This window comes from Neisseria weixii, from assembly GCF_042658245.1.
Taxonomy (GTDB): Bacteria; Pseudomonadota; Gammaproteobacteria; order Burkholderiales; family Neisseriaceae; genus Neisseria; species Neisseria weixii.
This window is the reverse complement of record NZ_JBHSPY010000008.1, coordinates 33,587-55,763: the sequence shown is the minus strand read 5'-3', so window position 1 is coordinate 55,763 and position 22,177 is coordinate 33,587. Positions and strand designations below refer to the sequence as shown.

At 49.6% G+C, this 22,177-nt stretch carries 18 protein-coding genes and 3 pseudogenes; 10 read left to right on the top strand and 11 right to left on the bottom strand.

What is annotated here, in order from left to right; all coding sequences use genetic code 11:
• Window positions 1–96: 96 nt before the first annotated feature.
• Together ACFPVS_RS06025 and gltS are read right to left on the bottom strand one after the other, a co-directional pair.
• Complete coding sequence (locus ACFPVS_RS06025) at window positions 97–1,131, bottom strand: lysozyme inhibitor LprI family protein (protein ID WP_378595489.1); 1,035 nt, start codon at window positions 1,129–1,131, stop codon at window positions 97–99.
• Between the two features lie 133 nt (window positions 1,132–1,264).
• Window positions 1,265–2,485 carry a sodium/glutamate symporter gene (gene gltS, locus ACFPVS_RS06020; protein WP_378595488.1) on the bottom strand — a complete coding sequence of 407 codons (1,221 nt, stop codon included), beginning with the start codon at window positions 2,483–2,485 and terminating at the stop codon, window positions 1,265–1,267.
• A 404-nt stretch (window positions 2,486–2,889) separates the two neighbouring features.
• Here gltS and ACFPVS_RS06015 point away from each other — a divergent pair, with 404 nt between their 5' ends.
• The 3 genes from ACFPVS_RS06015 to ACFPVS_RS06005 are packed head-to-tail and all read left to right on the top strand — an operon-like array spanning window position 2,890 to window position 5,830.
• Window positions 2,890–4,560, top strand: coding sequence for a carbon starvation CstA family protein (locus tag ACFPVS_RS06015; protein WP_096294563.1), 1,671 nt, complete (start codon window positions 2,890–2,892; stop codon window positions 4,558–4,560).
• Entirely contained in the window at window positions 4,560–4,823 is a 264-nt protein-coding gene (locus tag ACFPVS_RS06010; RefSeq protein ID WP_096294564.1) for a cory-CC-star protein, read from the top strand. Before ACFPVS_RS06015 ends, ACFPVS_RS06010 begins: the two co-directional genes overlap by 1 nt.
• Window positions 4,823–5,830 (top strand): ArsA family ATPase, encoded by a 1,008-nt coding sequence (locus tag ACFPVS_RS06005; protein WP_233572075.1) that lies wholly within the window; start codon window positions 4,823–4,825, stop codon window positions 5,828–5,830. Before ACFPVS_RS06010 ends, ACFPVS_RS06005 begins: the two co-directional genes overlap by 1 nt.
• Before the next feature lie 76 nt (window positions 5,831–5,906).
• On the opposite strand, the gene ACFPVS_RS06000 is transcribed toward ACFPVS_RS06005, so the two are convergent.
• From ACFPVS_RS06000 to ACFPVS_RS05970, 6 genes and pseudogenes are all read right to left on the bottom strand, one after another.
• Window positions 5,907–6,503 carry a uracil-DNA glycosylase family protein gene (locus ACFPVS_RS06000; protein WP_378595487.1) on the bottom strand — a complete coding sequence of 199 codons (597 nt, stop codon included), beginning with the start codon at window positions 6,501–6,503 and terminating at the stop codon, window positions 5,907–5,909.
• A gap of 15 nt (window positions 6,504–6,518) precedes the next feature.
• Window positions 6,519–7,065 (bottom strand): annotated as a pseudogene (locus ACFPVS_RS05995) (hypothetical protein).
• A pseudogene (locus tag ACFPVS_RS05990) lies at window positions 7,062–7,876 on the bottom strand (DNA-methyltransferase). Before ACFPVS_RS05990 ends, ACFPVS_RS05995 begins: the two co-directional pseudogenes overlap by 4 nt.
• Window positions 7,866–8,680 (bottom strand): annotated as a pseudogene (locus tag ACFPVS_RS05985) (Dam family site-specific DNA-(adenine-N6)-methyltransferase). The pseudogenes ACFPVS_RS05990 and ACFPVS_RS05985 overlap by 11 nt, the downstream one beginning before the upstream one ends.
• A gap of 300 nt (window positions 8,681–8,980) precedes the next feature.
• A complete protein-coding gene (locus ACFPVS_RS05980) occupies window positions 8,981–11,269 on the bottom strand; it encodes a Tex family protein (protein WP_378595499.1) in 2,289 nt (762 codons plus the stop codon).
• Window positions 11,270–11,818: 549 nt separating this feature from the next.
• On the bottom strand, window positions 11,819–12,280 hold the full coding sequence (locus tag ACFPVS_RS05970; RefSeq protein WP_096294567.1) for a hypothetical protein: 462 nt from the start codon (window positions 12,278–12,280) through the stop codon (window positions 11,819–11,821).
• A 149-nt stretch (window positions 12,281–12,429) separates the two neighbouring features.
• Here ACFPVS_RS05970 and prmC point away from each other — a divergent pair, with 149 nt between their 5' ends.
• From prmC to ACFPVS_RS05950, 4 genes are all read left to right on the top strand, one after another.
• Window positions 12,430–13,245 (top strand): peptide chain release factor N(5)-glutamine methyltransferase, encoded by an 816-nt coding sequence (prmC, locus tag ACFPVS_RS05965; protein WP_096294568.1) that lies wholly within the window; start codon window positions 12,430–12,432, stop codon window positions 13,243–13,245.
• Between the two features lie 193 nt (window positions 13,246–13,438).
• A complete protein-coding gene (locus ACFPVS_RS05960; protein ID WP_096294569.1) occupies window positions 13,439–13,780 on the top strand; it encodes a glycine zipper domain-containing protein in 342 nt (113 codons plus the stop codon).
• Between the two features lie 200 nt (window positions 13,781–13,980).
• Window positions 13,981–15,363: a Na+/H+ antiporter family protein gene (locus ACFPVS_RS05955; RefSeq protein WP_096296060.1), complete on the top strand. Its 1,383-nt coding sequence runs from the start codon at window positions 13,981–13,983 to the stop codon at window positions 15,361–15,363.
• Complete coding sequence (locus tag ACFPVS_RS05950; RefSeq protein WP_096294570.1) at window positions 15,363–15,581, top strand: SlyX family protein; 219 nt, start codon at window positions 15,363–15,365, stop codon at window positions 15,579–15,581. The genes ACFPVS_RS05955 and ACFPVS_RS05950 overlap by 1 nt, the downstream gene beginning before the upstream one ends.
• Before the next feature lie 84 nt (window positions 15,582–15,665).
• Here the strand turns inward: ACFPVS_RS05950 and lysA are convergent, their stop codons facing one another.
• Window positions 15,666–16,886, bottom strand: a complete 1,221-nt coding sequence (gene lysA, locus ACFPVS_RS05945) for a diaminopimelate decarboxylase (RefSeq protein ID WP_096294571.1) — start codon at window positions 16,884–16,886, stop codon at window positions 15,666–15,668.
• A 6-nt stretch (window positions 16,887–16,892) separates the two neighbouring features.
• Window positions 16,893–17,066 carry an LPS translocon maturation chaperone LptM gene (gene lptM / locus ACFPVS_RS05940; protein ID WP_096294572.1) on the bottom strand — a complete coding sequence of 58 codons (174 nt, stop codon included), beginning with the start codon at window positions 17,064–17,066 and terminating at the stop codon, window positions 16,893–16,895.
• Between the two features lie 70 nt (window positions 17,067–17,136).
• Here lptM and cyaY point away from each other — a divergent pair, with 70 nt between their 5' ends.
• From cyaY to ACFPVS_RS05925, 3 genes are all read left to right on the top strand, one after another.
• Entirely contained in the window at window positions 17,137–17,460 is a 324-nt protein-coding gene (gene cyaY, locus ACFPVS_RS05935; protein ID WP_096294573.1) for an iron donor protein CyaY, read from the top strand.
• A gap of 50 nt (window positions 17,461–17,510) precedes the next feature.
• Window positions 17,511–18,017 (top strand): S-ribosylhomocysteine lyase, encoded by a 507-nt coding sequence (gene luxS, locus ACFPVS_RS05930; protein WP_378595486.1) that lies wholly within the window; start codon window positions 17,511–17,513, stop codon window positions 18,015–18,017.
• A gap of 284 nt (window positions 18,018–18,301) precedes the next feature.
• Window positions 18,302–19,084, top strand: coding sequence for an Abi family protein (locus tag ACFPVS_RS05925; RefSeq protein WP_198345364.1), 783 nt, complete (start codon window positions 18,302–18,304; stop codon window positions 19,082–19,084).
• A gap of 249 nt (window positions 19,085–19,333) precedes the next feature.
• Here ACFPVS_RS05925 and glnE read toward each other — a convergent pair whose 3' ends face one another.
• Window positions 19,334–22,030, bottom strand: a complete 2,697-nt coding sequence (glnE, locus tag ACFPVS_RS05920; protein ID WP_378595485.1) for a bifunctional [glutamate--ammonia ligase]-adenylyl-L-tyrosine phosphorylase/[glutamate--ammonia-ligase] adenylyltransferase — start codon at window positions 22,028–22,030, stop codon at window positions 19,334–19,336.
• Window positions 22,031–22,177 lie beyond the last annotated feature (147 nt).

The following is a 22,177-nucleotide window of genomic DNA, read 5'->3' as shown; positions in this document are numbered from 1 at the left end:
TGAAGGCCGTCTGAATATTTCAGACGGCCTTCAATTTTGTTGAGTAAATTAAAAACAGGCTTCTCGAAAAAGTAACCCCTGTTTTGATTTTAGAATTTAGTGAATGGTAAAGCCACGCAGATATTGGGTCCGCTCACGGGTCATACGGGTGTCACATTGCAGTTGCAGATACTCGGCTTGAGCCGGATTATCAGCAGGGGTAGCGGCTTGTAGGCAATTTTGTGATTTGCTTTGAATCCAGCTGCGTTGTTCATCCAAAATACCTTGCTGTACGCTGCGTTCCATATTGTTCCATACGCCGTTGATTTCGGCTTCTGCTTGACGGTTTTGCGCGCGTGCACTCTCTAAGTCACTCATCGAGAATGATGAATTTTGAGAAGATAAGTCTGAATTCGGACTGATGATCTCAGTATGTGAATCCAAACCGATTAAATCTTGCGGTATGCCGTCTGACTGGCTGGCGGCATTGTTTTCCAAAATATCTTCTGGATCGGCTTCTGGCGGTTCATTGAAGGCTTGGGTCGTACTCAGGCGAATGGCTTCTTCTTTAGTCACTGCTTGACCGTCAATCATGACAATGCTTTTTACGCCGTATGGCAATAGGGCGGCGGATAAGGTTTGCGCAGTTGAGGTCACGACATTGTCTTCCAAGCTCACCCCGTCGGTTTTGCTCGGTGTGTAGCGGATGGTGGTGGTGAAGCTGTTGCCTGAATAGCTCAGATTACTGCCCATGATTTTTTGCTTGATGATTTCGCCTACGCTGCTGCTGCCGTAAATCAACGGGCTGTTGGTGGCGGCGCTGTTGGCAATATCGGTTGGGATGATGATACGCAAACCGGCGCTACAGAGGGTTTTATTGCCTTCACGCACGGTTTGGGCATCTTCTAAGGTGATATCGAGTAGGGAGCCTGCGGCAATGATTTTATCGGCATCAACAAATTGCCGGCTGTCATTGCGGGCAAACGCACGCGCTTCTTGTTTGATGATGTCTTGGATATTGTTACGGATGTTTTGCACCACGGTAGGGTCGCTACAGGCTAATTCGGTGGTGGTATTCTGCTTGTTTGACTCATCGCCGCAAGCAGCTAACAAACCGGTGGCGAGCGTTAAAGCCAGCAGTCTTCGATACATAATGTTCTCCTTAACGGTGTTGCCGTATTGAAGTAAAGACGGCAATACGCATTTTTGATGTTTCAGACGGCATCATAACAAAAGCACTTGTAACAAGTAAGATGTTGCAAGTGCTTTTTCGTTCATTAACTGATTATTTGAGGAAGTTTAAGAAGCCCGACAAAATAATCACATTGATGATATCGACAAAAAATGCGCCGACCATCGGTACAATCAAGAATGCTTTGTGTGACGAACCAAAGGTTTGGGTAATCGATTGCATATTGGCAACCGCAGTCGGCGTTGCCCCCAAGCCGAAACCGCAGTGGCCGGCAGACAATACGGCCGCATCGTAGTCGCGACCCATTACCATGTAGGTTACGAAGGTTGCATACAGAATCATCACCACCACTTGAACGGCCAAAATAATCGCCACCGGGCCGGCCATACCGGTCAATTCCCACAGTTTCAAGTTCAACAACGCCATGGCCAAGAATAACGACAGCGAGGCATTACCGAATACGTCAATCGCACGGTCAAACATGTTGATTTTGAATGCACTGGTCAAGACATTACGCAGAATCACGCCGAAGAACAAACACCATACAAATTTCGGCAAATCAATCAAATATTGTTTGTCGTAGCTGTCCATGATTTCAGCGAAAGCCAGGCACGCGGCAAACATTGCCAGTGTTTCCACAGCATTGTCTGCGGTAATCAGACGTTGGCGGTGCGCTTTTTCAAAGATGTCATCGTTGTTGTCGTTGGTGTTTTCGTTTGAGATTTCTTCAGGGGAAATCGGTTTGCGGCCTTGGCGGTTAATCAGGCGGCGGGCTACCGGGCCACCAATCAAACCACCGAATACCAAGCCAAATGTAGCGGCAGCCATACCCAAAGTGGTTGCGCCCATTACACCATATTCTTTCTCAAAAGTCGGTCCCCAAGCACCTGCGGTACCGTGACCACCGGTCAAGGTTACCGAGCCGGTCATCAGGCCGATCAGCGGATCCAAGCCTAATATGGTGGCCAAACCGACACCCACAGCGTTTTGTACCACAATAAAAAAGCCTACGACCAAAGTAAAAATCACCAATAGCAAACCACCGGCTTTCAAACGTGAGAAATCTGCACTCAGGCCGATAGAGGCAAAGAAAATCAGCATGAAGGCATCTTGCAAAGGTTTTTCAAATTTGAAGCTGACGCCGTACATTTGGTGCAAAATAAATAATACCAAAGCGGCAATCAAGCCACCGGCAACCGGCTCAGGGATGTTGAAATCGCGCAGAATGCGGATTTTTTTCACTAAAAGTTTACCCAAAAGCAGCACCAAGGTTGCCGCAATCAGCGTGTAATAGCTGTTAAATGCCCATTCCATAATAGTTTCTCGCTATAAAAAAAGGGGTTATGAAAGATGATTGACGATATTATGGGATTCGTTAAAGTTTGTCAAAGAGCAAAGCCTATTTTAATCGTATATTTACATTTTGAGTGTTAATGAATATTGATAAGGCCGTCTGAAAAAAATATTAAAACGACATGGCTTAGAAATGAAGAGTCAGGGGGGTTTGGATGATTCATCAATCAACTTGGTTGCTGTGCCGGAATGGGAGGTATACGATGAACCGCTATGACAATTTAAGTGAATGAAAAAAGTGTTTCACATGTTCTAAAAACGTTCCAAACCACTGCCGTTAGGTAAGTTTATGTATGCAGGCTATTAAGGTTTGTGATATATAGTCTATGGGTTACATGCAATTACAAATCAATAAGGAGCAACGCATGAGTGCATCTTTACTCTTGATCATAGGCTTGGCTTTAATGGCCTGCGGTTATTTTTTCTATTCGAAATTCATTTCACAAAAGATCTTCAAGCTGGATGACAACTTCGTTACTCCGGCGCATGAAATTAACGACGGTGTAGACTATGTGCCGACCAACAAATATGTTTTATGGGGTCACCATTTTACGTCGGTAGCAGGGGCGGCACCGATTGTAGGCCCTGCGATTGCCGTGTTTTGGGGATGGCTGCCGGCATTTGTGTGGGTGGTGTTGGGCACCATCTTTATGGCCGGTGTGCACGATATGGCGGCGGTGTGGGCGAGTGTACGCAATAAAGGCCAGTCAATCGGCACCATTGCCGGCTCGGCGGTGAACGCGCGTACCCGCAGCCTGTTTATGATTGTGATTTTCCTGCTGTTGCTGATGGTGAATGCCGTGTTTGCCGTGGTGATCGCGGGCATGATGATTAAAACACCGTCTTCTGTGTTGCCGGTATGGGGTGCACTGGTGGTGGCTTTTGTTATCGGACAATGTATCTACCGCTTTAAAATGAACCTGTTGTGGGTATCAGTTATCGGGGTAGTGGCCTTGTACGCCTTGATTTACTTAGGCCCAATATTCCCGATTGTGTTGCCGGAAACCATGTTCGGCTTGCCGGCCAATGCGGTATGGATTATTTTGCTGTTTGTTTACGCAGCGATTGCGTCGTTGCTGCCGGTATGGATGCTGTTGCAACCGCGTGACTACATCAACGGCCTGCAATTGTTTGTCGGTTTGTTTGTGATGTATGCCGCCATTTTCTTAGTGAGCCCGGATGTGGTCGCACCTGCTTTGAATGAAAACGTACCGGCCGGCACTCCGCCGATTATGCCGCTTTTGTTTGTGACCATTGCATGTGGCGCGATTTCAGGCTTTCATGGTTTGGTATCGAGTGGTACGACCTCTAAACAAATCAATCGCGAACCGGATGTGCGCTTTGTCGGCTACTTCGGTGCGATGGGCGAAGGTATGTTGGCCTTAGCCGCAATTTTGGCCGCTACCGCCGGTTTTGCCACTTTGGGTGACTGGGAAGCGGTGTATACCAAATTCGGTGCGGGCGGTATTGGCGCGTTTATCGACGGTGGCGCAGCGATTATGCACGAAGGCGTTGGTTTATCGCCTGAGTTGTCTGCCACCATGTTGACCGTAATGGCGGCTCTGTTTGCCGGCACCACCATGGATACAGGCGTTCGCTTGCAGCGCTATATTTTCCAAGAGTGGGGCGACATTTACCAAATCCAATCCTTCCGCAAAGGCTGGGTGGCAACATTATTGGCTGTCGGTACTTGTGCGCTGTTGTCATTTGGTGCGGGTGGTTTGAAAGGCGACGGCGGTATGCTGATTTGGCCTTTGTTCGGTACCACCAACCAATTGATGGCCGGTTTGACCTTGCTGGTGGTGACTGTGGTGTTGATGAAAGCCGGCCGCAAAGTGTGGTTTACACTGATTCCGATGGTCTTCTTGCTGATTATGAGTATTTTGGCCTTGGTGTTGCAGCTGAAAACCTTCTACGATCAATCCAACTGGCTGCTGGTCGTATTGGATGTGGTGATTCTGATTTGCTCGATTTTGGTGTCGCTGGAGTGCGTTTCCGTGCTCAAACGCGAATGGCCTAAGCGCAAAGGTGCATAATGAACTGGCATGAAAAATGGCAGGCGTTTGCCGAGGGGTTGCAGGAGTTTTACCATGCGCCTTACCGGCAAACGCTCACTCGGGCGTATCGTGACGAACAGGATTTGTTTATGCTGATGATTTTTGCAGAAAGCCTGGGCATACCCAATCCGATGACGTTTTACACGCTCGAGCTGCAGCCCCTGCTGTTGGAAGAATTCCACGATTGGCACTTGCGCATGGGCATGCCGCATTCACCTTTAGATCGATTCGGATGCTGTTAATGGATACATTATTGCAACAAGCGGCGGCAACGCCGCTTTTATTTGTCGGCGGTAAAGGCGGGGTTGGTAAAACCACCCATGCCGCCGCCTTGGCCACACGCTTGGCGAAAATCGGCAAAAAAGTGCTGCTGGTTTCCACCGATCCGGCGCATAGTTTGGGCGATGTGCTGCAATACACACTCTCGGGCACCATCCGCCCATTGACGGACAACTTGGCCGCGTTGGAATTCAATCCGCACCAAATCGCCGACAAACATTACGCCCAAGTCAGCGAATTGTTGGCGGGCTACACCAAGCCCGAGCTGGTCGAGAAAATGCGCCAGCATATCGAAGCGGCCAAAAGTTCGCCCGGCGCGGAAGAAGCCGCGATACTCGAAGCCTTGTGCAAATACATCACCCATCACAAAATCATGGGCTATGAACACGTCGTGTTCGACACTGCCCCCACCGGCCACACCCTGCGTTTGCTCGAATTGCCGCAAATGATGGCCGCATGGACGGATGCTTTGCTGTCACAACAAGGGCGGCAGCAGAAACTGCGCGATGCCGCTTTACCGTTTTGGCAGAAAACCCGGCGGGAAAATACCCTGCTGAGTGAATCGCGCAACCAACGCTGGGACAAAGCCCTAGAAACCTTGGAAAAGCGCCGCCAATTGTTTGCCGATGCCGGGCAATTGCTCGCCGATCCTGCTTATACGTCCATCATTTTGGTGATGATCCCTGAAATGCTGCCACTGGCCGAAACCCGCCGCGCATTGGCGCAACTGCATCATTTCAAACTGCCGTGCAGCCACATCATCGTCAACCAAATCATGCCGCAATCTCAAGCCGACAATGATTTTTGGCAGCAGCGCTATCAGCGGCAGCAAGACATCTTGCAGCAAATCCGCCGCGATTTCAGTCAAGTCAACCTGCATCATTATGCTTTGCAATCCAATGACGTTCGCGGGCTGGATGCCTTATCCGAATTCGGCAGTAAGGGGCGCATGAATGAAGAGTGTTTATAAAACCGATTAAAATCAAAAGGCCGTCTGAAACAATATTGTTTCAGACGGCCTTTTCTTGCCACAACATGATTGCTGTTCAATCCGACAGCAAACCCAGCTCCATAAAAAACGCCCGATAAGCCGCCGCTTTCTTTTCCAGCGCCAACGGATAAGCCCGCGAAGACGAAGGCAGACGATACAACCGCAGCGCGCGTTTTGCAAAACACGTTTCCACACACGCCCCGATTTTCGGCTTTGGCGTTTCAGACGGCATCAAAGACAACAAAGTATCCGTCGCCAATTCGCCCGTGGTCATGATGGTATCGCACAGAGGCATGCGTTCAAGCAAAGCCGCCAAATCCACCGGCTCAACGACCTGCAAAAACTTATCCGACGCATTCTCCTGCAAACGCCGCACCCGATACGCCGTATCGTAAACCGCAATTCCCTTGTTTTCCAAAAACGAACGAATCAATGTTTCTTTAAACCGCTTCCCATCTGCGCCTGCATCGATGAAGTAATCCGCATCATCAAAAAACACCAGCCCGAAAATCCGCCACATATCATTTTGAAAATTCGGATAATAAAAATCCATTTTCCAACGCGTACGCGGCGGTGGGAAAGAGCCGAGCATCACCAGCTTGGCATGGGGCGGGGTAAACGGGGGCAAGGGGTGGGTTTCGGTAGCTTTCATATCTGGCAGAAATGATTATTCGTGTGGCAATCCCAACCATTTTAAGGGTATTTCATTAAATAAGTAATGGCAGTTCATAGAGTGAATATAGTCCAGTGTATCCTTATAAGAAGGTGACTTAAACCAATCGTTCAATACATAAACATATTCAACTTTCCAACCTAATTGATGAACTAGTTTTGTATATTGCTTGCGTTTAAAATCACAGGTTTGCAATTTTTCATCATCAGAACCGGGAACATGTTGAAACTTAACCTCAATGATAAATAAAGTATCTCGAATAATGATAAATAATGCGTTATCAGGTTCTAGTTGTTTGGAAAGATGATTTCTCCAGTCAATGTTATATGGCTCCTTAGACAGAAACCTATATAGCTCTCTCTTCTTAAAACAATATGCTAACAATTCACCATTGAATAAAATCTGATAGCCGTAACGCTCTATTCCTGTATCTCTTAATTCATAGCCTTCTATTGCTTCAAAAAGTTTGCCTCAAATCGGTTCGAGTTTCAAAATGTAATCCTGTAATAGTATTTCCACCACCGATGCCGCCTTTAATCATATATTTTCCATCCTTTTTTGCGCCAATTCAAAAAACTCTTTTTCCATCTCGCAGCCGCAAAATTTCCGTTTGTTTTGCAAAGCAGCTACGCCTGTTGTGCCACTACCCATAAATGGGTCAAAAACCAAATCGCCGATATTAGAGGCTGCCTGAATACACCTTTCCAATAAAGCCAGCAGTTTTTGCGTCGGGTGTTTGCCAAAGCGTTTTTCTTCTTTACTCGGTGGAGCAATCTGCCAAACGTTTTTCATCTGCTTGCCGCTATTTTGCGTTTTCATCGTTGCATAATTAAACGTATGCTTGGCTTCTTGTTTTTCTTTGCCCACAACAGCGTTTCGGTGGAGTGAGTAAAAAAACGGCACGACAAATTGGGCGGCGGATTGGGCTTTTCCCATGTAATGTTATTCAAAATATGATAGCCGATTGTTTGCATTAAATAGCCGATCAAATAAATATTGTGATACGTGCCGCAAACCCAAATGGTGCCGTTTGGTTTCAGTAGTGCATAACACAACCGCAACCATTCTTCGTAAAACTCTAAATCGCCAGCCAATCCTTTCGATTTATCCCAACCACCTTTATTTACAGAAACCATTTTGCCGTTTTGACAAGTAAAGCCGTCATTAGAAAGAAAATATGGTGGATCGGCAAAAATCATATCAAAACAGCCATTAGGATGTTTATCCAAAATACGGCGCATCACAGTCAATGCGTTTTCATTGTAAATAACCATGCCATCTGAAGCCTGTTTTTTCATAGAGACATGGTAAACCGCTGCTTCTTCTTTTAAGACATTAAAATCATTCACCATAGATTGCCAACAATTCGCCCACTTTTTGTCTACTGCTGCCTTTCGCTGCAATATTGCGCTGAACTTGAACAGTCTCTAAGCGTGCTTCTTTATACAATTTACGGGTAAAAACCGTGTCATGATTGGAAATCAACACACCTTTTGATTGTTCTGAAACCTGTTTGGCTCTTTCTGCCAAACGGTTTTGATTATCCAAACCAAAGCTACCTTTTGCGTAGGAAGTAAATGAAGCAGTTTCACTTAGCGGCACATAAGGCGGATCGCAATACACCACGTCATCATTACTTGCTAATGTTAAGGCCGTCTGAAAATCTCCACATATCAATTCAATACGGTCGGATTTCGTAATAAAACCCTGCATTTCCGATTCAGGAAAGTACGGTACAGCATAGCGGCCAAATGGTACATTAAATGCCCCTTTGCTATTGTAACGACATAAGCCGTTGAATGCATGTCGGTTTAAATAGATAAATAAGGCAGCACGTTCAAACGTTTCCTGGCATTAAACCGTTCTCGCAATTCGTAAAAAAGGACTTCCTGATTATTTTCAGGAATAAAAAATGATTTGGCATAATCAATGAATCCTTGTTTTTCTTTTTTTAGAGTTTGATAGAGACCGATTAAATCGGTATTGGTATCGTTGAGCAAATACGCGTCAAACTCCAAGGCCAATGACAGCGCAGCCGATCCCGCAAACGGTTCAATCAAACGTTTACGAGATTGGCTCGGTAAATTAGCTGCAATAAATGGGGCAAGTTTGAACTTACCACCTGCCCACTTGAGGAAAGGTTTGTTAGTGTCCATTTGAAAATTTCTGATTTCCTTCTCTCCAGCCAAGATCGTATGCTGCTTGTGCAGATTTATGCCTTACTGTTCCTGCCTGACTATAAGGTAAATTTAACGACTCTAAAGAGCGCTTTTTATGATCCAATCCGTCAGAAAAACCTTCTTCATAAGCACAAGCTGCACAAAGATGTCTTCCTTGCTCAGGACTTTGGCTTTCTGGAAGATTCTTAAAAGATTAGGCATAGCGATGTTCTTTTTTACAAATTGATGACATTACAGATCTCCTTAATAAATAATTACTCTTACACGGGCTCTATTCTACCGTTTCAACCGCGCAAACGCATCCGCCATCGCGGTATTGCCCACAACTTTTTCACGCGGATTGCGTGGATTGCCGTTGGAACGCGCCTTACCGCTGCCCGATTGGTTTTCAGACGGCCTGTCGCTGTGTTTGGCCTGCGTGCCGGGTTCGTCATCCAAACGCATGGTCAGCGCGATGCGTTTTCTCGCGGCGTCCACTTCCAGCACTTTGACTTTGACCACGTCGCCGGCTTTGACGACTTCGCGCGGATCTTGTACGAAACGATCGGCGAGCGCGGAGATGTGCACGAGTCCGTCCTGGTGGACGCCGATGTCCACGAATGCGCCGAAGTTGGCGACGTTGGAGACGACGCCTTCCAGTATCATGCCTGTCTGTAAATCGCTGATTTCGTTGATGCCTTCGGCAAAGGAGGCCGTCTGAAATTCGCCGCGCGGGTCGCGGCCGGGTTTTTCCAGTTCGGCGAGGATGTCCATGATGGTGGGCAGGCCGAATTGGTCGGTGGTGTAGGCGGCGGGTTTGATTTGGCGGATTTTGTCGCGGTTGCCGATGAGGTCGACGGCGCTGATGTGCAGGTCGTCGAGCATTTTGGCGACGACGGGATAGGCTTCGGGGTGCACGGCACTGGCGTCCAGCGGTTCTTTGCCGCCGTTGATGCGCAAAAAGCCTGCGGCTTGCTCGAAGGTTTTTTCGCCCAAGCGTGGTACTTTTAAGAGTTTTTTGCGGCTGTCGAACGCGCCGTGTTCGTCGCGGTAGGCGACGATATTGTGCGCCAGCGTTTGGTTGAGGCCGGAAATTCGTGCCAACAGCGGCGCGGAGGCGGTATTCACATCCACCCCCACGGCGTTGACGCAGTCTTCCACCACGGCATCGAGCGATTTGGCCAGTTGCGATTGGTTGACGTCGTGCTGGTATTGGCCGACGCCGATGGATTTGGGGTCGATTTTCACCAACTCGGCCAGCGGGTCTTGCAGGCGGCGGGCGATGGATACGGCGCCGCGCAGGGAAACGTCGAGTTCGGGGAATTCTTTGGCGGCCAACTCGCTGGCGGAATAAATCGACGCGCCGGCTTCGGAGACGACGATTTTATGCAAACCCATTTCCGGCATGGCTTTCACCAAATCGCCCGCCAGCTTGTCGGTTTCGCGGCTGGCGGTGCCGTTGCCGATGGCAATCAGCTTCACGCCGTGTTTTTTAATCAAACCGGCAAGCGTGGCCAACATATTGTTTTCTTGGTGCAAATACACAATCACCGTGTCCAATAGTTTGCCCGTATCGCTCACCACCGCGCATTTCACACCGTTGCGGTAGCCGGGATCCAGCCCCAAGGTGGTCAGACGGCCGGCGGGGGCGGCCAGCAGCAGGTCTTTGAGGTTGCGGGCGAACACGGTGATGGCGTCGGTGTCGGCGTTTTCTTTCAGACGGCCTAAGGCTTCTAATTCGAGCGACAGGAAGATTTTGGCGCGCCAAGTCAGGCGCACGGTGTCGCGCAGCCATTTGTGGCCGTCTGAAACGTGGAAATGTTGGGCGATTAATGTTTCGTATTCAGAGGCTTGGGTAATCGGCGTGTCATCGGGCTGGTATTTCAGCGCGATGGACAACACGCCTTCGTTGCGGCCGCGTAAAACGGCCAGCGCGCGGTGGCTCGGCATGGTGCGCACGGCTTCGCGGTGGTCGAAATAATCTTTGAATTTTTCGCCTTCGCTTTCTTTGCCGTCCATCACTTGGGCGTGGATTTCGGCTTCATTCCACAATTTTTCACGCAAACGGCCGATGAGTTCGGCATCTTCGGCGAATTGTTCCATCAAAATCGCGCGTGTGCCGTCGAGCGCGGCTTTGGTGTCGGCGATGTCGTCTTTGACAAATGGCGCGGCGGCGGCTTCCACGTCTTGCGGCTGTTCGTTCAACAATAAATCGGCCAGCGGTTGCAAACCTTGCCCGCGGGCGGTTTGCGCTTTGGTGCGGCGTTTGGGTTTGTAGGGTAGGTATAAATCTTCCAGCGCGGTTTTGTTGTCGCAGGCCTCGATTTGCCCGCGCAGGCCGTCTGAAAGTTTGCCTTGTTCTTCAATACTTTTTAACACGGTTTCTTTACGCGCTTCGAGTTCGCGCAGGTATTGCAGACGCTCGGCCAGCGTGCGCAATTGCGTGTCGTCCAAGCCGCCGGTCGCTTCTTTGCGGTAACGCGCGATAAACGGCACGGTGGCGCCTTCGTCGAGCATGGCGGCGGTGGCGGTGATTTGGGCGGCGGTGGCGGAGAGTTCTTGAGCGAGGATTTGGATGATGTTCATGGTGGGTAGTTGGGGCAAAAGGCCGTCTGAAAAAAAAGATTGATTATAGCGGATATGAAGCGAAAAGGCCGTCTGAAACTATGAACTGCACCCCAAAAGTCGGACACCCCGCCAACTTTAAAAGGTGCAGTTTTCTTATGTCCAAATATAATCCTACACTTCAAATACCGAGCCGTACTCCATTATCACCAAGTGCACAGCTGACAGCGCACCGCAGAGCATTTCAACGTCCCGACCAAGGTGTGCTTTACCGCACCGAGGCTTATCGGGCGAAACCGGCTGAGAAAGGGATTGTGCAAAGTATGTCGCGCAAAGGCACGTTGGGACAATGCGCCGATGGAGCGTTTCTTCGGTACATTAAAAGAAGAGAGCTTCTATCAGGAAGAGGCGTTATCGGTACTACAATCATGAACGGATTAGTTTAAACTTAAAAAAGCTGAGTCCTGTGGCTTACAGAATCCAGCTTGAAAAGGCTGTTTGAGAAAGATTTTTAACTTGTCCAAGAATTGGGGGCAGTTCATAGTTTCAGACGGCCTTTGAAACCAACACTTAAAACACAAATTTATTCAACACCGCCGCCAGGCAAAACAGTGCGGAAACCGCCATGCCGACTTTTAAAAACGACCAAGTACGTGATACGGCTTCATCGGTGATGGCTGCCTCGATGTCGTCTTCCACCGCAATTTCAGGGTAGCGCACATCGTTACTGCCGACATACCAGCCGCCGTCATCGCCGACTACTTTGGCCGATGGAAACGCTTGTGCGATTTCAATCATGCGTTCTAAAAAGGCATCGCTCGGATTTTTCACGCGTAATTCGCCACCACCGTATTCCATAATGTTTTCTTTGAAATCGCAATGGTAGAAAAAATCGAAAATGCCGTGGCGGTCTTTGCGGATTTTGAAGCCGAATTGTTCGGTTAAGATTTGGCTGACCTTGTCGAAATTCTGCAAATCTGAAAAAGCGGCAGCCACATCAGCCTTATCACTGATGAATACCAGTTGGTTCATGTTTTCTTTCCCGTAATAATTTAAATTTTATGACGATATTAAATCACGGTTTATTGCGTCAGTAAACCGTATATCTGATATTTAATACCGTTTATCAAATTTTTTAACACTGATATAATGGCAGCAGTTGAATGAAAAGGCCGTCTGAAATGACTTTAGAACAATGGTTGCGCCAATCTGCGCTGCCGAAAAACGAAGCGCGCATGTTGCTGCAATACATCACGGGCTACTCGCGCGTGCAGTTGGTTACGCAGGGCGATGCCGAAATGCCGTCTGAAACCGCAGCAAAATTGGAGGCAGTGGCACAACGTCGTCTGGACGGCGAGCCGATGGCCTATATTTTGGGTGAACGCGAATTTTACGGGCGCATGTTTATGGTTAATCCGCATGTGTTGATTCCGCGCCACGAGACCGAACATTTGGTCGAAGCGGTAATGGCACATTTGCCGCAAGGCGGCAAGGTGTGGGACTTGGGCACCGGTAGCGGCGCGATTGCCGTCACCATCGCACTTGAGCGGCCGGATGCAGAGGTGCGCGCTTCCGACATCAGTAGCGGCGCATTGCAAACCGCACAAAGTAATGCACAGTATTTGGAGGCAGCGGTAGAGTTTTCGTTAGGCTCGTGGTTTGACGTGGACAGGCCGTCTGAACCGTATAGCTATGATGTGATTGTGTCGAACCCGCCTTACATCGAAGCAGAAGACGAACATTTGCAGCAAGGCGATTTGCGTTTCGAGCCGCCGGCAGCGCTGACCGATTTTTCAGACGGACTAAGCTGTATCCGCGAATTGGCGGCCGGTGCGCCGCAGTATTTGAAAAACGGCGGCTGGTTGCTGTTGGAACACGGCTATAATCAAGGCCGGGCGGCACGGGAAATTTTGAAGGCGAACGGATTTGTGAAAATAAATACTTTACAAGATTTGGCCGGACTTGACCGCATTACTTCAGGCCAATGGTCTGCCTGATTTCAGACGGCATGAAATCAAGACAGGCCGTCTGAAAGTCACATCAAGTAAATATTTCCAGTTGGCACGGTTTACCGAGACTTACCTGCTTTTGCCCAATCTATAAGAACGAATCGGTCAAGAATGGGCATAATAGGCATACATTCACTGTAGTATGTGTGATGAAAAATGACCGAGCAGAAGGAGGCCTGACATGACTTCATACAAAAAATATTGTGCCGTAGCACTGATGTCGGCGGCATTGGTGTTGCCGAGTACCGCCGTACACGCGCGCGGTACGTCGAATCAAACCAAAGCCACTATTGTCGGTGCAGCGGCCGGTGCGGTGTTGACCGGAGCCTTGGGCGGCGACGGCCAAAGTATGTTGCTCGGCGCAGCAGCAGGAGGCTTGGCCGGTAACGCTTATGCCTACCACAACAAAAAAATGGAACAGAAAGAAAGCCGCGGCTACCGCCATTACAAAGTGTCGGATAAGAAATACAAGAAACACAAAAAATATGCCAAATACCGCCGCCATCACCGCGATTGGGATTAATGATCGGACAATTGATACGGTGTTAATAAACCGAACATCAATTGCCAAACAAAGGCCGTCTGAAATTTCAGACGGCCTTTGTTATCTTGGCATTTTATTGCCTTATCTGTTATGCCGATGTAAATTTATGTTATGATAACATTTCCTTTTTGATGTTCCATCAAGAAGCTGTTTCTTTACGACAAAAACGGAGAAAAGGCATGAATGCCGTTGTAATTGCAGTAGTGGTGATGCTGGCCTTGTCGCTGGCCAGGGTGCACGTGGTACTGAGTTTGGTGATTGGCGCTTTTACCGGTGGTTTGCTTGCCGGTATGCCGTTGGCTGATTTGAAAGATGCCGCCGGTGCGGTGTCGCAAGAGGGTATTATTACCGTGTTCCAAAACGGTTTGGCCGGCGGTGCGAAAATTGCGCTGTCGTATGCCATGCTGGGCGCTTTTGCGATGGCGATTACCCATTCGGGTCTGCCGCAGCAATTGGCCGGTGCCGTGGTGCGTAAGTTGAATAACGGCGGTGTGCCGGATCAGGTCAACCGCAGCGGCAACCCGGTTAAATGGGCATTGCTGCTAGTATTGCTGGTGATGGGGATTATGAGTCAGAACGTGGTGCCGATTCATATTGCGTTTATCCCGATGATTGTGCCGCCGCTGCTTTTGGTGTTCAACCGCCTGCAGCTTGACCGTCGTCTGCTGGCCTGCGTATTGACGTTCGGTTTGGTCACGACGTATATGTTCCTGCCGTATGGTTTCGGCGCGATTTTCTTGAACGAAATTCTGCTGAGCAATATTAAATCTGCCGGCTTGAACACCGACGGTTTGAACGTGATGCAGGCGATGGCGATTCCGGCATTGGGCATGGTCAGCGGCTTGGTATTGGCGTTTGTCCACTACCGCAAACCGCGCGTATATCAAAACAGCCAAATCGACACCGATAACAACGATGCCAGCACCAAACAGCCTGAGCCGTCGTCTTACCGCAGCTTGGTAGCTGCCGTGGCGATTGCCGTGTGTTTCGCCATTCAGTTGATTTATGACGATGCCTTGCTGTTGGGCGCGATGCTGGGCTTTGCTGTATTCATGACCTTGGGCGTGGTAAAACGCAGCGATGCCAATGATGTGTTCGGCGCGGGTATTAAAATGATGGCGATGATCGGCTTTGTGATGATTGCCGCACAAGGATTTGCTGCCGTGATGAAAGCAACCGGCGACATTCAGCCGCTGGTCGACGGCAGCATGACCGCGTTCGGCGGCAGCAAAGGCATGGCCGCATTCACCATGCTCTTGGTCGGCTTGCTGGTCACAATGGGTATCGGTTCATCGTTTTCAACCCTGCCGATTATTACCGCGATTTATGTGCCCCTGTGCATGAGCTTGGGTTTTTCGCCGCTGGCTACCATTGCCTTGATTGGTACCGCCGGTGCGCTGGGCGATGCCGGTTCGCCTGCGTCGGATTCCACACTCGGCCCGACCATGGGCTTAAATGTAGACGGGCAACATGACCATATCCGTGATTCTGTGGTGCCAACCTTTATCCACTACAATATCCCGCTGATGATTGCCGGCTGGATTGCTGCCATGGTGTTGTGATGGAAGATTTGGAAAACCGTATCATCGAGCTGGAAATTCAGACTGCCTTGCAAGACGATCTGATGGCCAGCTTGAGCGATACCATCGCCAAAATGCAGCAAACGCTGGATTTGCAGCAGGCGCAAATGCGGGTGCTGTATCAGAAAATGCAGGATAAGGGGGCGAATGGCGAGCGCGAGGCATACAGTTTGCGCGATGAGATTCCGCCACATTATTAAATTGATGTTTTGAAACTCATGAAAAGGCCGTCTGAAAGTGGAATGCTTCTTTCAGACGGCCTTTTCGTTGTAAACATCAAACCCTTACAAACAAGCCAATTCGTTGGCCATTTGCTGTTCCGAGGTTTCGCGTTGGCGGATGAGTTTGGCTTCGCTGCCGTTGACCAGCACTTCCGCTGCGCGGTTGCGGGTGTTGTAGTTGCTGGCCATGCTGGCGCCGTATGCACCTGCGCTGCGTACAGCCAGTAAATCACCGGCTTCACAGGCGATTGGGCGGTTTTTGCCGAGGAAGTCGCCGGTTTCGCAAATCGGGCCGACGATGTCGGCGGTAAACGGGGGAATGTCTTTTTGCTCGACGTTTTCAATGTGGTGGTAAGCGTCGTAAAGGGCAGGGCGCATGAGGTCGTTCATGGCGGCATCGACCATCACGAAGTTTTTCTCTTCGCCGGTTTTAACAAATTCCACGCGCGTGAGTAAGGTGCCGGCATTGCCGACCAAGCTGCGGCCGGGTTCGAGAATCAGCTTCAAGTTGCGGCCGGCCAAGCGTTGTTGGATTTCGGCGGCATAGGCAGCCAAATCCGGCACGTTTTCATCTTTATAAACAATGCCCACGCCGCCGCCTAAGTCTAAGTGTTCCAAGACAATACCGTGTTCGGCCAAGGTATCGGCCAGCAGCAAAATGCGCTCGCAGGCTTCGACCAACGGGCTTAAATCGGTGAGCTGTGAGCCGATGTGGCAGTCGATGCCGACGATTTTAAGATTCGGCTGTTTGGCGGCGTGTTGGTAGGCCGCCAAGGCATCGGCGTAGGCAATGCCGAATTTGTTGGCTTTCAGGCCGGTGGAGATATACGGGTGGGTTTTCGGATCGACATCGGGGTTAACGCGCAGGGAAACCGGCGCGGTGATGCCGAGTTTGGCGGCTACTTTTTGAATGCGGTCGATTTCGGGAATGCTTTCCATATTGAAGCATTTCACACCGGCATTGAGCGCAAATTCGATTTCGGCTTCGCTTTTGCCGACACCGGAAAAAATCACTTTCGCGGCATCGCCGCCGGCTGCCAACACGCGTGCCAGTTCGCCGCCGGATACGATGTCGAAGCCGCTGCCCAGAGCAGCAAAGTGTTTGATGATGCTTAAATTGCCGTTGGCTTTGACCGCATAGCAAATCAGCGGGTCGAGCGCGGAAAAGGCGCAAGTGTAGGCGGCAAATGCTTCAGTCAGCGCGGCTTGGCTGTAAACATACAGCGGTGTGCCGAATTCTTCGGCCAAATGAGTGTGGGGGACTTGTTCGCAGTAAAGTGTCATAATCGTTTAATCTGGTGATTGGGAGGTGGGTTCTTTGGCGTTGCGGTTAAATTCGAGGCCGGTCTGAATCACGCCGAAACGCGCTTTGTCGCCTTCTTTGGGCAGATACAAATCGCCTTTGTAACCGCAGCCCGACAGTAAAACCGCCGCCGCAACCGATAAAAATACGCAGGATTTCATGGGAAAACTTTCGTGTTGAGCGTGAATGTGGCAAGATTGAGTATCTTAAACAAAAAACACACAAAAAGCCATGATGACCGAGAGTGAATTTATCCGCCACACGGAAGAATTGTTCAGCCACATCGAAGACCAAATCGATGAAAACGGCTGGGATTTCGACTGCCAATTTGCCGGAAACGTATTGACCATCGAAGCCGGCGACGGTACGCAGATTATCGTCAACCGCCATACGCCCAATCAGGAATTGTGGATTGCAGCCAAAAGCGGCGGTTATCACTTCACCGAAAAAAACGGCCAATGGTTGTCCACCCGCGACAACAGCGAATTTTTCACCGTATTAAACGAGGCCTTGAGCGCGGCTTCGGGCGAAGACGTTGCCGTGGCGGCGTTATAAACCGAGTGCCCCAATCATTTCAAATACCGACATTTAAGTAAGGAAAAACCATGCCTTTATTAGACAGCTTCAAAGTTGACCACACACGCATGCACGCCCCTGCCGTGCGCGTGGCCAAAACCATGACCACCCCGAAAGGCGACACCATTACCGTGTTCGACCTGCGCTTCTGCATTCCGAACGAAGAAATTTTGCCGGAAAAAGGCATTCACACGCTGGAGCATTTGTTTGCCGGTTTCATGCGCGACCATTTGAACGGCGACGATGTGGAAATCATCGACATTTCGCCGATGGGCTGCCGCACCGGTTTTTACATGAGCCTCATCGGCGCGCCGTCTGAAAGCCAAGTGGCCGACGCATGGCTGGCTTCGATGAACGGTGTGTTGAACGTGCAAGACCAAAGCAAAATTCCCGAATTGAACGAATACCAATGCGGCACTTATCAAATGCACTCGCTCACCGAAGCGCAAGACATTGCCCAAAACGTGTTGGTGCGCAAAGTGGCCGTGAATAAAAATGAAGATTTGACTTTGGACGAAAGCTTGCTGAATGCGTAAGCGGGGTTGAAGGAAAGAGAGAGGCTGTCTGAAAAGGTATTTTTCAGACAGCCTTGTTCCGTTAAACAAATTCTTATATAATTCACAGCAATCGTGGGCTAGTCAATGGTCGGCGTTAAAGGAAACTTTATCGGCCGGCTACACTAGCCCCTTGTCTTATCTGAGTTTACCCATGACAACAAAACCCTTTAAAGAATATGATGAATTGATTTCATTGCTGCGACAGCGTGAAATGATGATTTCTGATGAGGGATATGCGAAAAAGAAATTGACACAGGTAGGCTATTACCGGTTGTCGGGATTCTGGCTATATTGCAAGAGAGCCATCAAAGGATAATCCGCAGCTTTCCGGGAAATTCCTGTCTGATTGTGATTTTATTCAAATTTATCGTCTGTATATTTTTGATAAAAAATTACGTTTGCTTTTGCTGGATATTATTGAAAGATTTGAAGTCCATTTCCGTACAGTTCTTGCTCATGAAATGAGTAGGACAAATCCTTTAGCATATCTGGATAAGCAGGTAATCAATCCTAAATTTGAAGACCGCTATGCCCAATGGCAGCAAAAGCTGAAAGAAAAAATCAACAGCAGTCGGGATGATTTTGTGTTATGGCATAAGAAAGAGAACAAACCTTTACCATTTTGGGCAGTGGTGGAGACATGGGATTTCGGCATGCTTTCCAAGTATTTTTCTATGCTGAAAAGACGGCATCAGAATGAAACCGCTAAGCGGTTTAATGTGGATAATACAGCTGTATTGATTAACTGGTTAAATGAAATCAACATTGTGCGGAATCAGTCTGCGCATCATTCCCGGGTATGGAACCGAAAAGGTAACCCGATTGAAATATTGGACAACGTATTTTTTAATCAATGGAATTTATCGGAAGAAAGCAGAAAACGTTTATACCCGAGAATGTTGGTGTTGTGGTATTTAATCAGTCAGACCAGTGAAAATTATCAATGGTTAGATAAAGTTCATAATCTGATTAAGGAAGAATTTCCTATGGTACCAAATGCTAAATTAAAGTCGATGGGTATCATTGAAAACCTTTTTCTAAGCTGAATGATGTAAGAAGGCCGCCTGAAAATAATTTTCCGGCGGCTTTTATTTAGGCTGAGACCTTTGCAAAACTCCCTGAAAAGCCACGGCACCAAGAATCGACGTCATTCCCGCGCAGGCGGGAATCCATTTTTGAGCCTGGCAAGCCATTGAATAAAATAAGTTTCTGAAATTTTAAAATGGATTCCCGCCTTTACGGAAATGACGGCTGTTTTGGTTTTTCTTGATGGTTCATGAGATTTTGCAAAGGTCTCAGGCTGCGTAACACGTTTTCGCCTCTTCCCCAAACACCGCCAGCCACAGCTTCCGAACGCTGTCATAATGCCCCAGCAACACATCATTCACTTCCACTTTGCCGACATCGCGCAGCTTGGTGTTGTGCTGCTGTTGGCGGTAGAAGCGGTAGGCGGTGCGGCTTTGTCCGGCCAGTTGTTTGTTGATCAAACCGCAGTCGGCGGCGATGTTCAAAAGGGCGATGTTGCCGTAGTTGTCGAGCAATTCGGGGTGTTGGCGGGCGTGTGCCAAAATCAGGAATTGCACGATGAATTCGACATCGACCACGCCGCCGCGCGCGTATTTGACGTTGCTGTCGACGGGCGGATGGCTGGGGAACATTTTTTCGCGCATGCCGATGATTTCGCGTGCCAGTTTGGCAGTGTCGCGCTCGGTGGTGAGAATATCGGTGCGGATGCGGTCGAATGCCGTCTGAATTTCGGGCATGCCGCAGATAAAGCGGGCGCGGGTAAGGGCTTGGTGTTCCCATGTCCAAGCGTTTTCGCGTTGGTATTTTTCAAACGCGGCCACGCTTTGGGCGAGAAAACCGCTGTCGCCGTTGGAGCGCAGGCGCACATCGACATCGTAGAGCGTACCCGCACCAGTAGGGGTGGAAAGCCAGTTGGTCAGGCGGCGGGCAAAGCGGATATACACGTCTTGCGCCTCGGGATCGTTGTCGTCAAACAGGTAAACCAAGTCTAAATCCGAGGTATAGCCCAATTCTTTGCCGCCGAGTTTGCCGTAGCTGATGACGGCAAATTGCGGTGTGTCGCGGTGTTTTTTCGGCATATCTGCCCACACAAACGGCAGCGCGGCGGCAATCACGGTGTCGGCCAGTGCGGAGAGTTCGTCGGAGAGGGCTTCAATCGTCCGCAAGCCGGCCAAATCCTGCACCGCCAAACGGAACAGCTGGGCGTGTTGGAAATGGCGCAGGATGTCCATTTGCGCTTCGGTGTCGTGTTTGCAGTTGTTGAGGCCGTCTGAAAGCTCGGCGGCCAGCTTAGTCCAATCGAAATCGGTTTCGAGCAGTTGGGTGCTGATCAGCTCATCGAGCAGAATCGGGTATTGTGTGAGATAAGCGGCCACCCACGAGCTTTGGCTCATGATTTCGGCCAGTTGCTGCAGGATTTGCGGGTGTTCGTTGATAAAGGCGAGATAAGCCGAACGGCGGCTGATGTTTTCCAGAAAATCCATCAGACGTATAAAGGTGTCGGTAGGATTGGGTTGCGCGGCGGCGGCCTGCATAAAGGCGGGCACAATCGCATCAAAGCGCGGCTGGGCTTGCGCCGACAAATGGCGGTATTTGTGGCTGCCGCGCAATTGGTCGAGGCGTGCGGCTACACTGCCGGCATGGAAGCCGTGTTCGTTTAAGCGGTGGGCGCGTTCATCTTCATCGGGTGCTTCCTGCCAAGCCCACAGCCATTCGTGGTTGCTTTCGGTGACTTCACTTTCGGAATCGCTCAAAATTTCGTTGAACAAAGCATTCACGCGGCTGCGGTGGGCGTTTAGGCCGTCTGAAAAAGCGGCGTAATCGGCAAAGCCCATGCTTTCGGCCAGCAATTGCTGCTGCTCGGGCGTGGTCGGCAGGGTTTGCGTTTGCTGGTCTTCCCAATATTGCAGGCGGTGTTCCACATCGCGCAAAAAGCGGTAGGCTTCCAGCAGCACGGCAACTTGTTCGCCCGGGATAATGTCCAATTCTTCCAGTTTCAGCAGTGTTTCCTGTGTGCCTTTTAATTGCAGCGCACGCATTTGGCCGCCGCGTATCATTTGGAAAATCTGTGCGATAAACTCGACTTCGCGGATACCGCCGGCACCGAGTTTTATATTATCCGCCAAGCCTTTTTTGCTGACTTCGTTGCGGATTTGGCGGTGGAGGCTGCGCATGGCGCTGTAGGCGTTGTAGTCCAAATATTTGCGGAATACAAACGGACGGATTAATCCCTTAATATCATTGGGATACGGTGTCACCACGCGGCCTTTGCACCACGCATAGCGCTCCCATTCGCGCCCTTGCTGAATCAAATATTGTTCTAAGGCGGTTTCGCTCAATACCAATGCGCCCGAATCACCATCAGGCCGCAAGCGCATGTCGACGCGGAATACCCAGCCGTCGGCGGTGACGTCATTCAACAGCGCAATCAGCTTCTTGCCCACGCGTGTGAAAAATTCCTGATTGTCGCGGTCACGCTTGCCGTCGGTTGAGCCCGATTCGGGATACACAAAAATCAAATCAATGTCGGAAGACACGTTCAACTCGTAACCGCCGGCCTTACCCATCGCCACCACGCTCAAATGCTGCGGCCCGCCCGTGTAGCGGCCGATGGGCGTGCCGTACATGTCTTGGTAATAGGCATAGGAAAAATCCAGCGCCATATTGATGGCAAAATCGGCAAACAGCGTAATTGTGCGCGTGACTTCGTCCAAATCGCTCAAACGATTCACATCGCGCACGATGATTTGCGACACCACATAGCGGCGCAACTCGCGCAATTGCTTGGCCAACTCTTCTTCGTTTTCATCGGCGCGGATTTTGTCCCAATCGGCAAAGGCTTGGAAATCTTCCATGCTTAAAACTTTGTGCAGCATGGGCTGAAAAACGTCCGCGTTCAGACGGCCTGAATCCAAATTACGGGCGAGAAACGGAGAATAGCGGCGGGCGGTGTCAAGCAGGGTCATGATGGTGGGTAAGTGAGAAGGGAAAGGTTTATCATAGCAAAGAAAACAGGCCGTCTGAAAGGGTTTAACAGGTTGAAATTTCTAGAATGCGGTTAGGGTTATTAATTCAGTATTTCAGATAATTAAATTTTGCCTGGCAGAAACTTT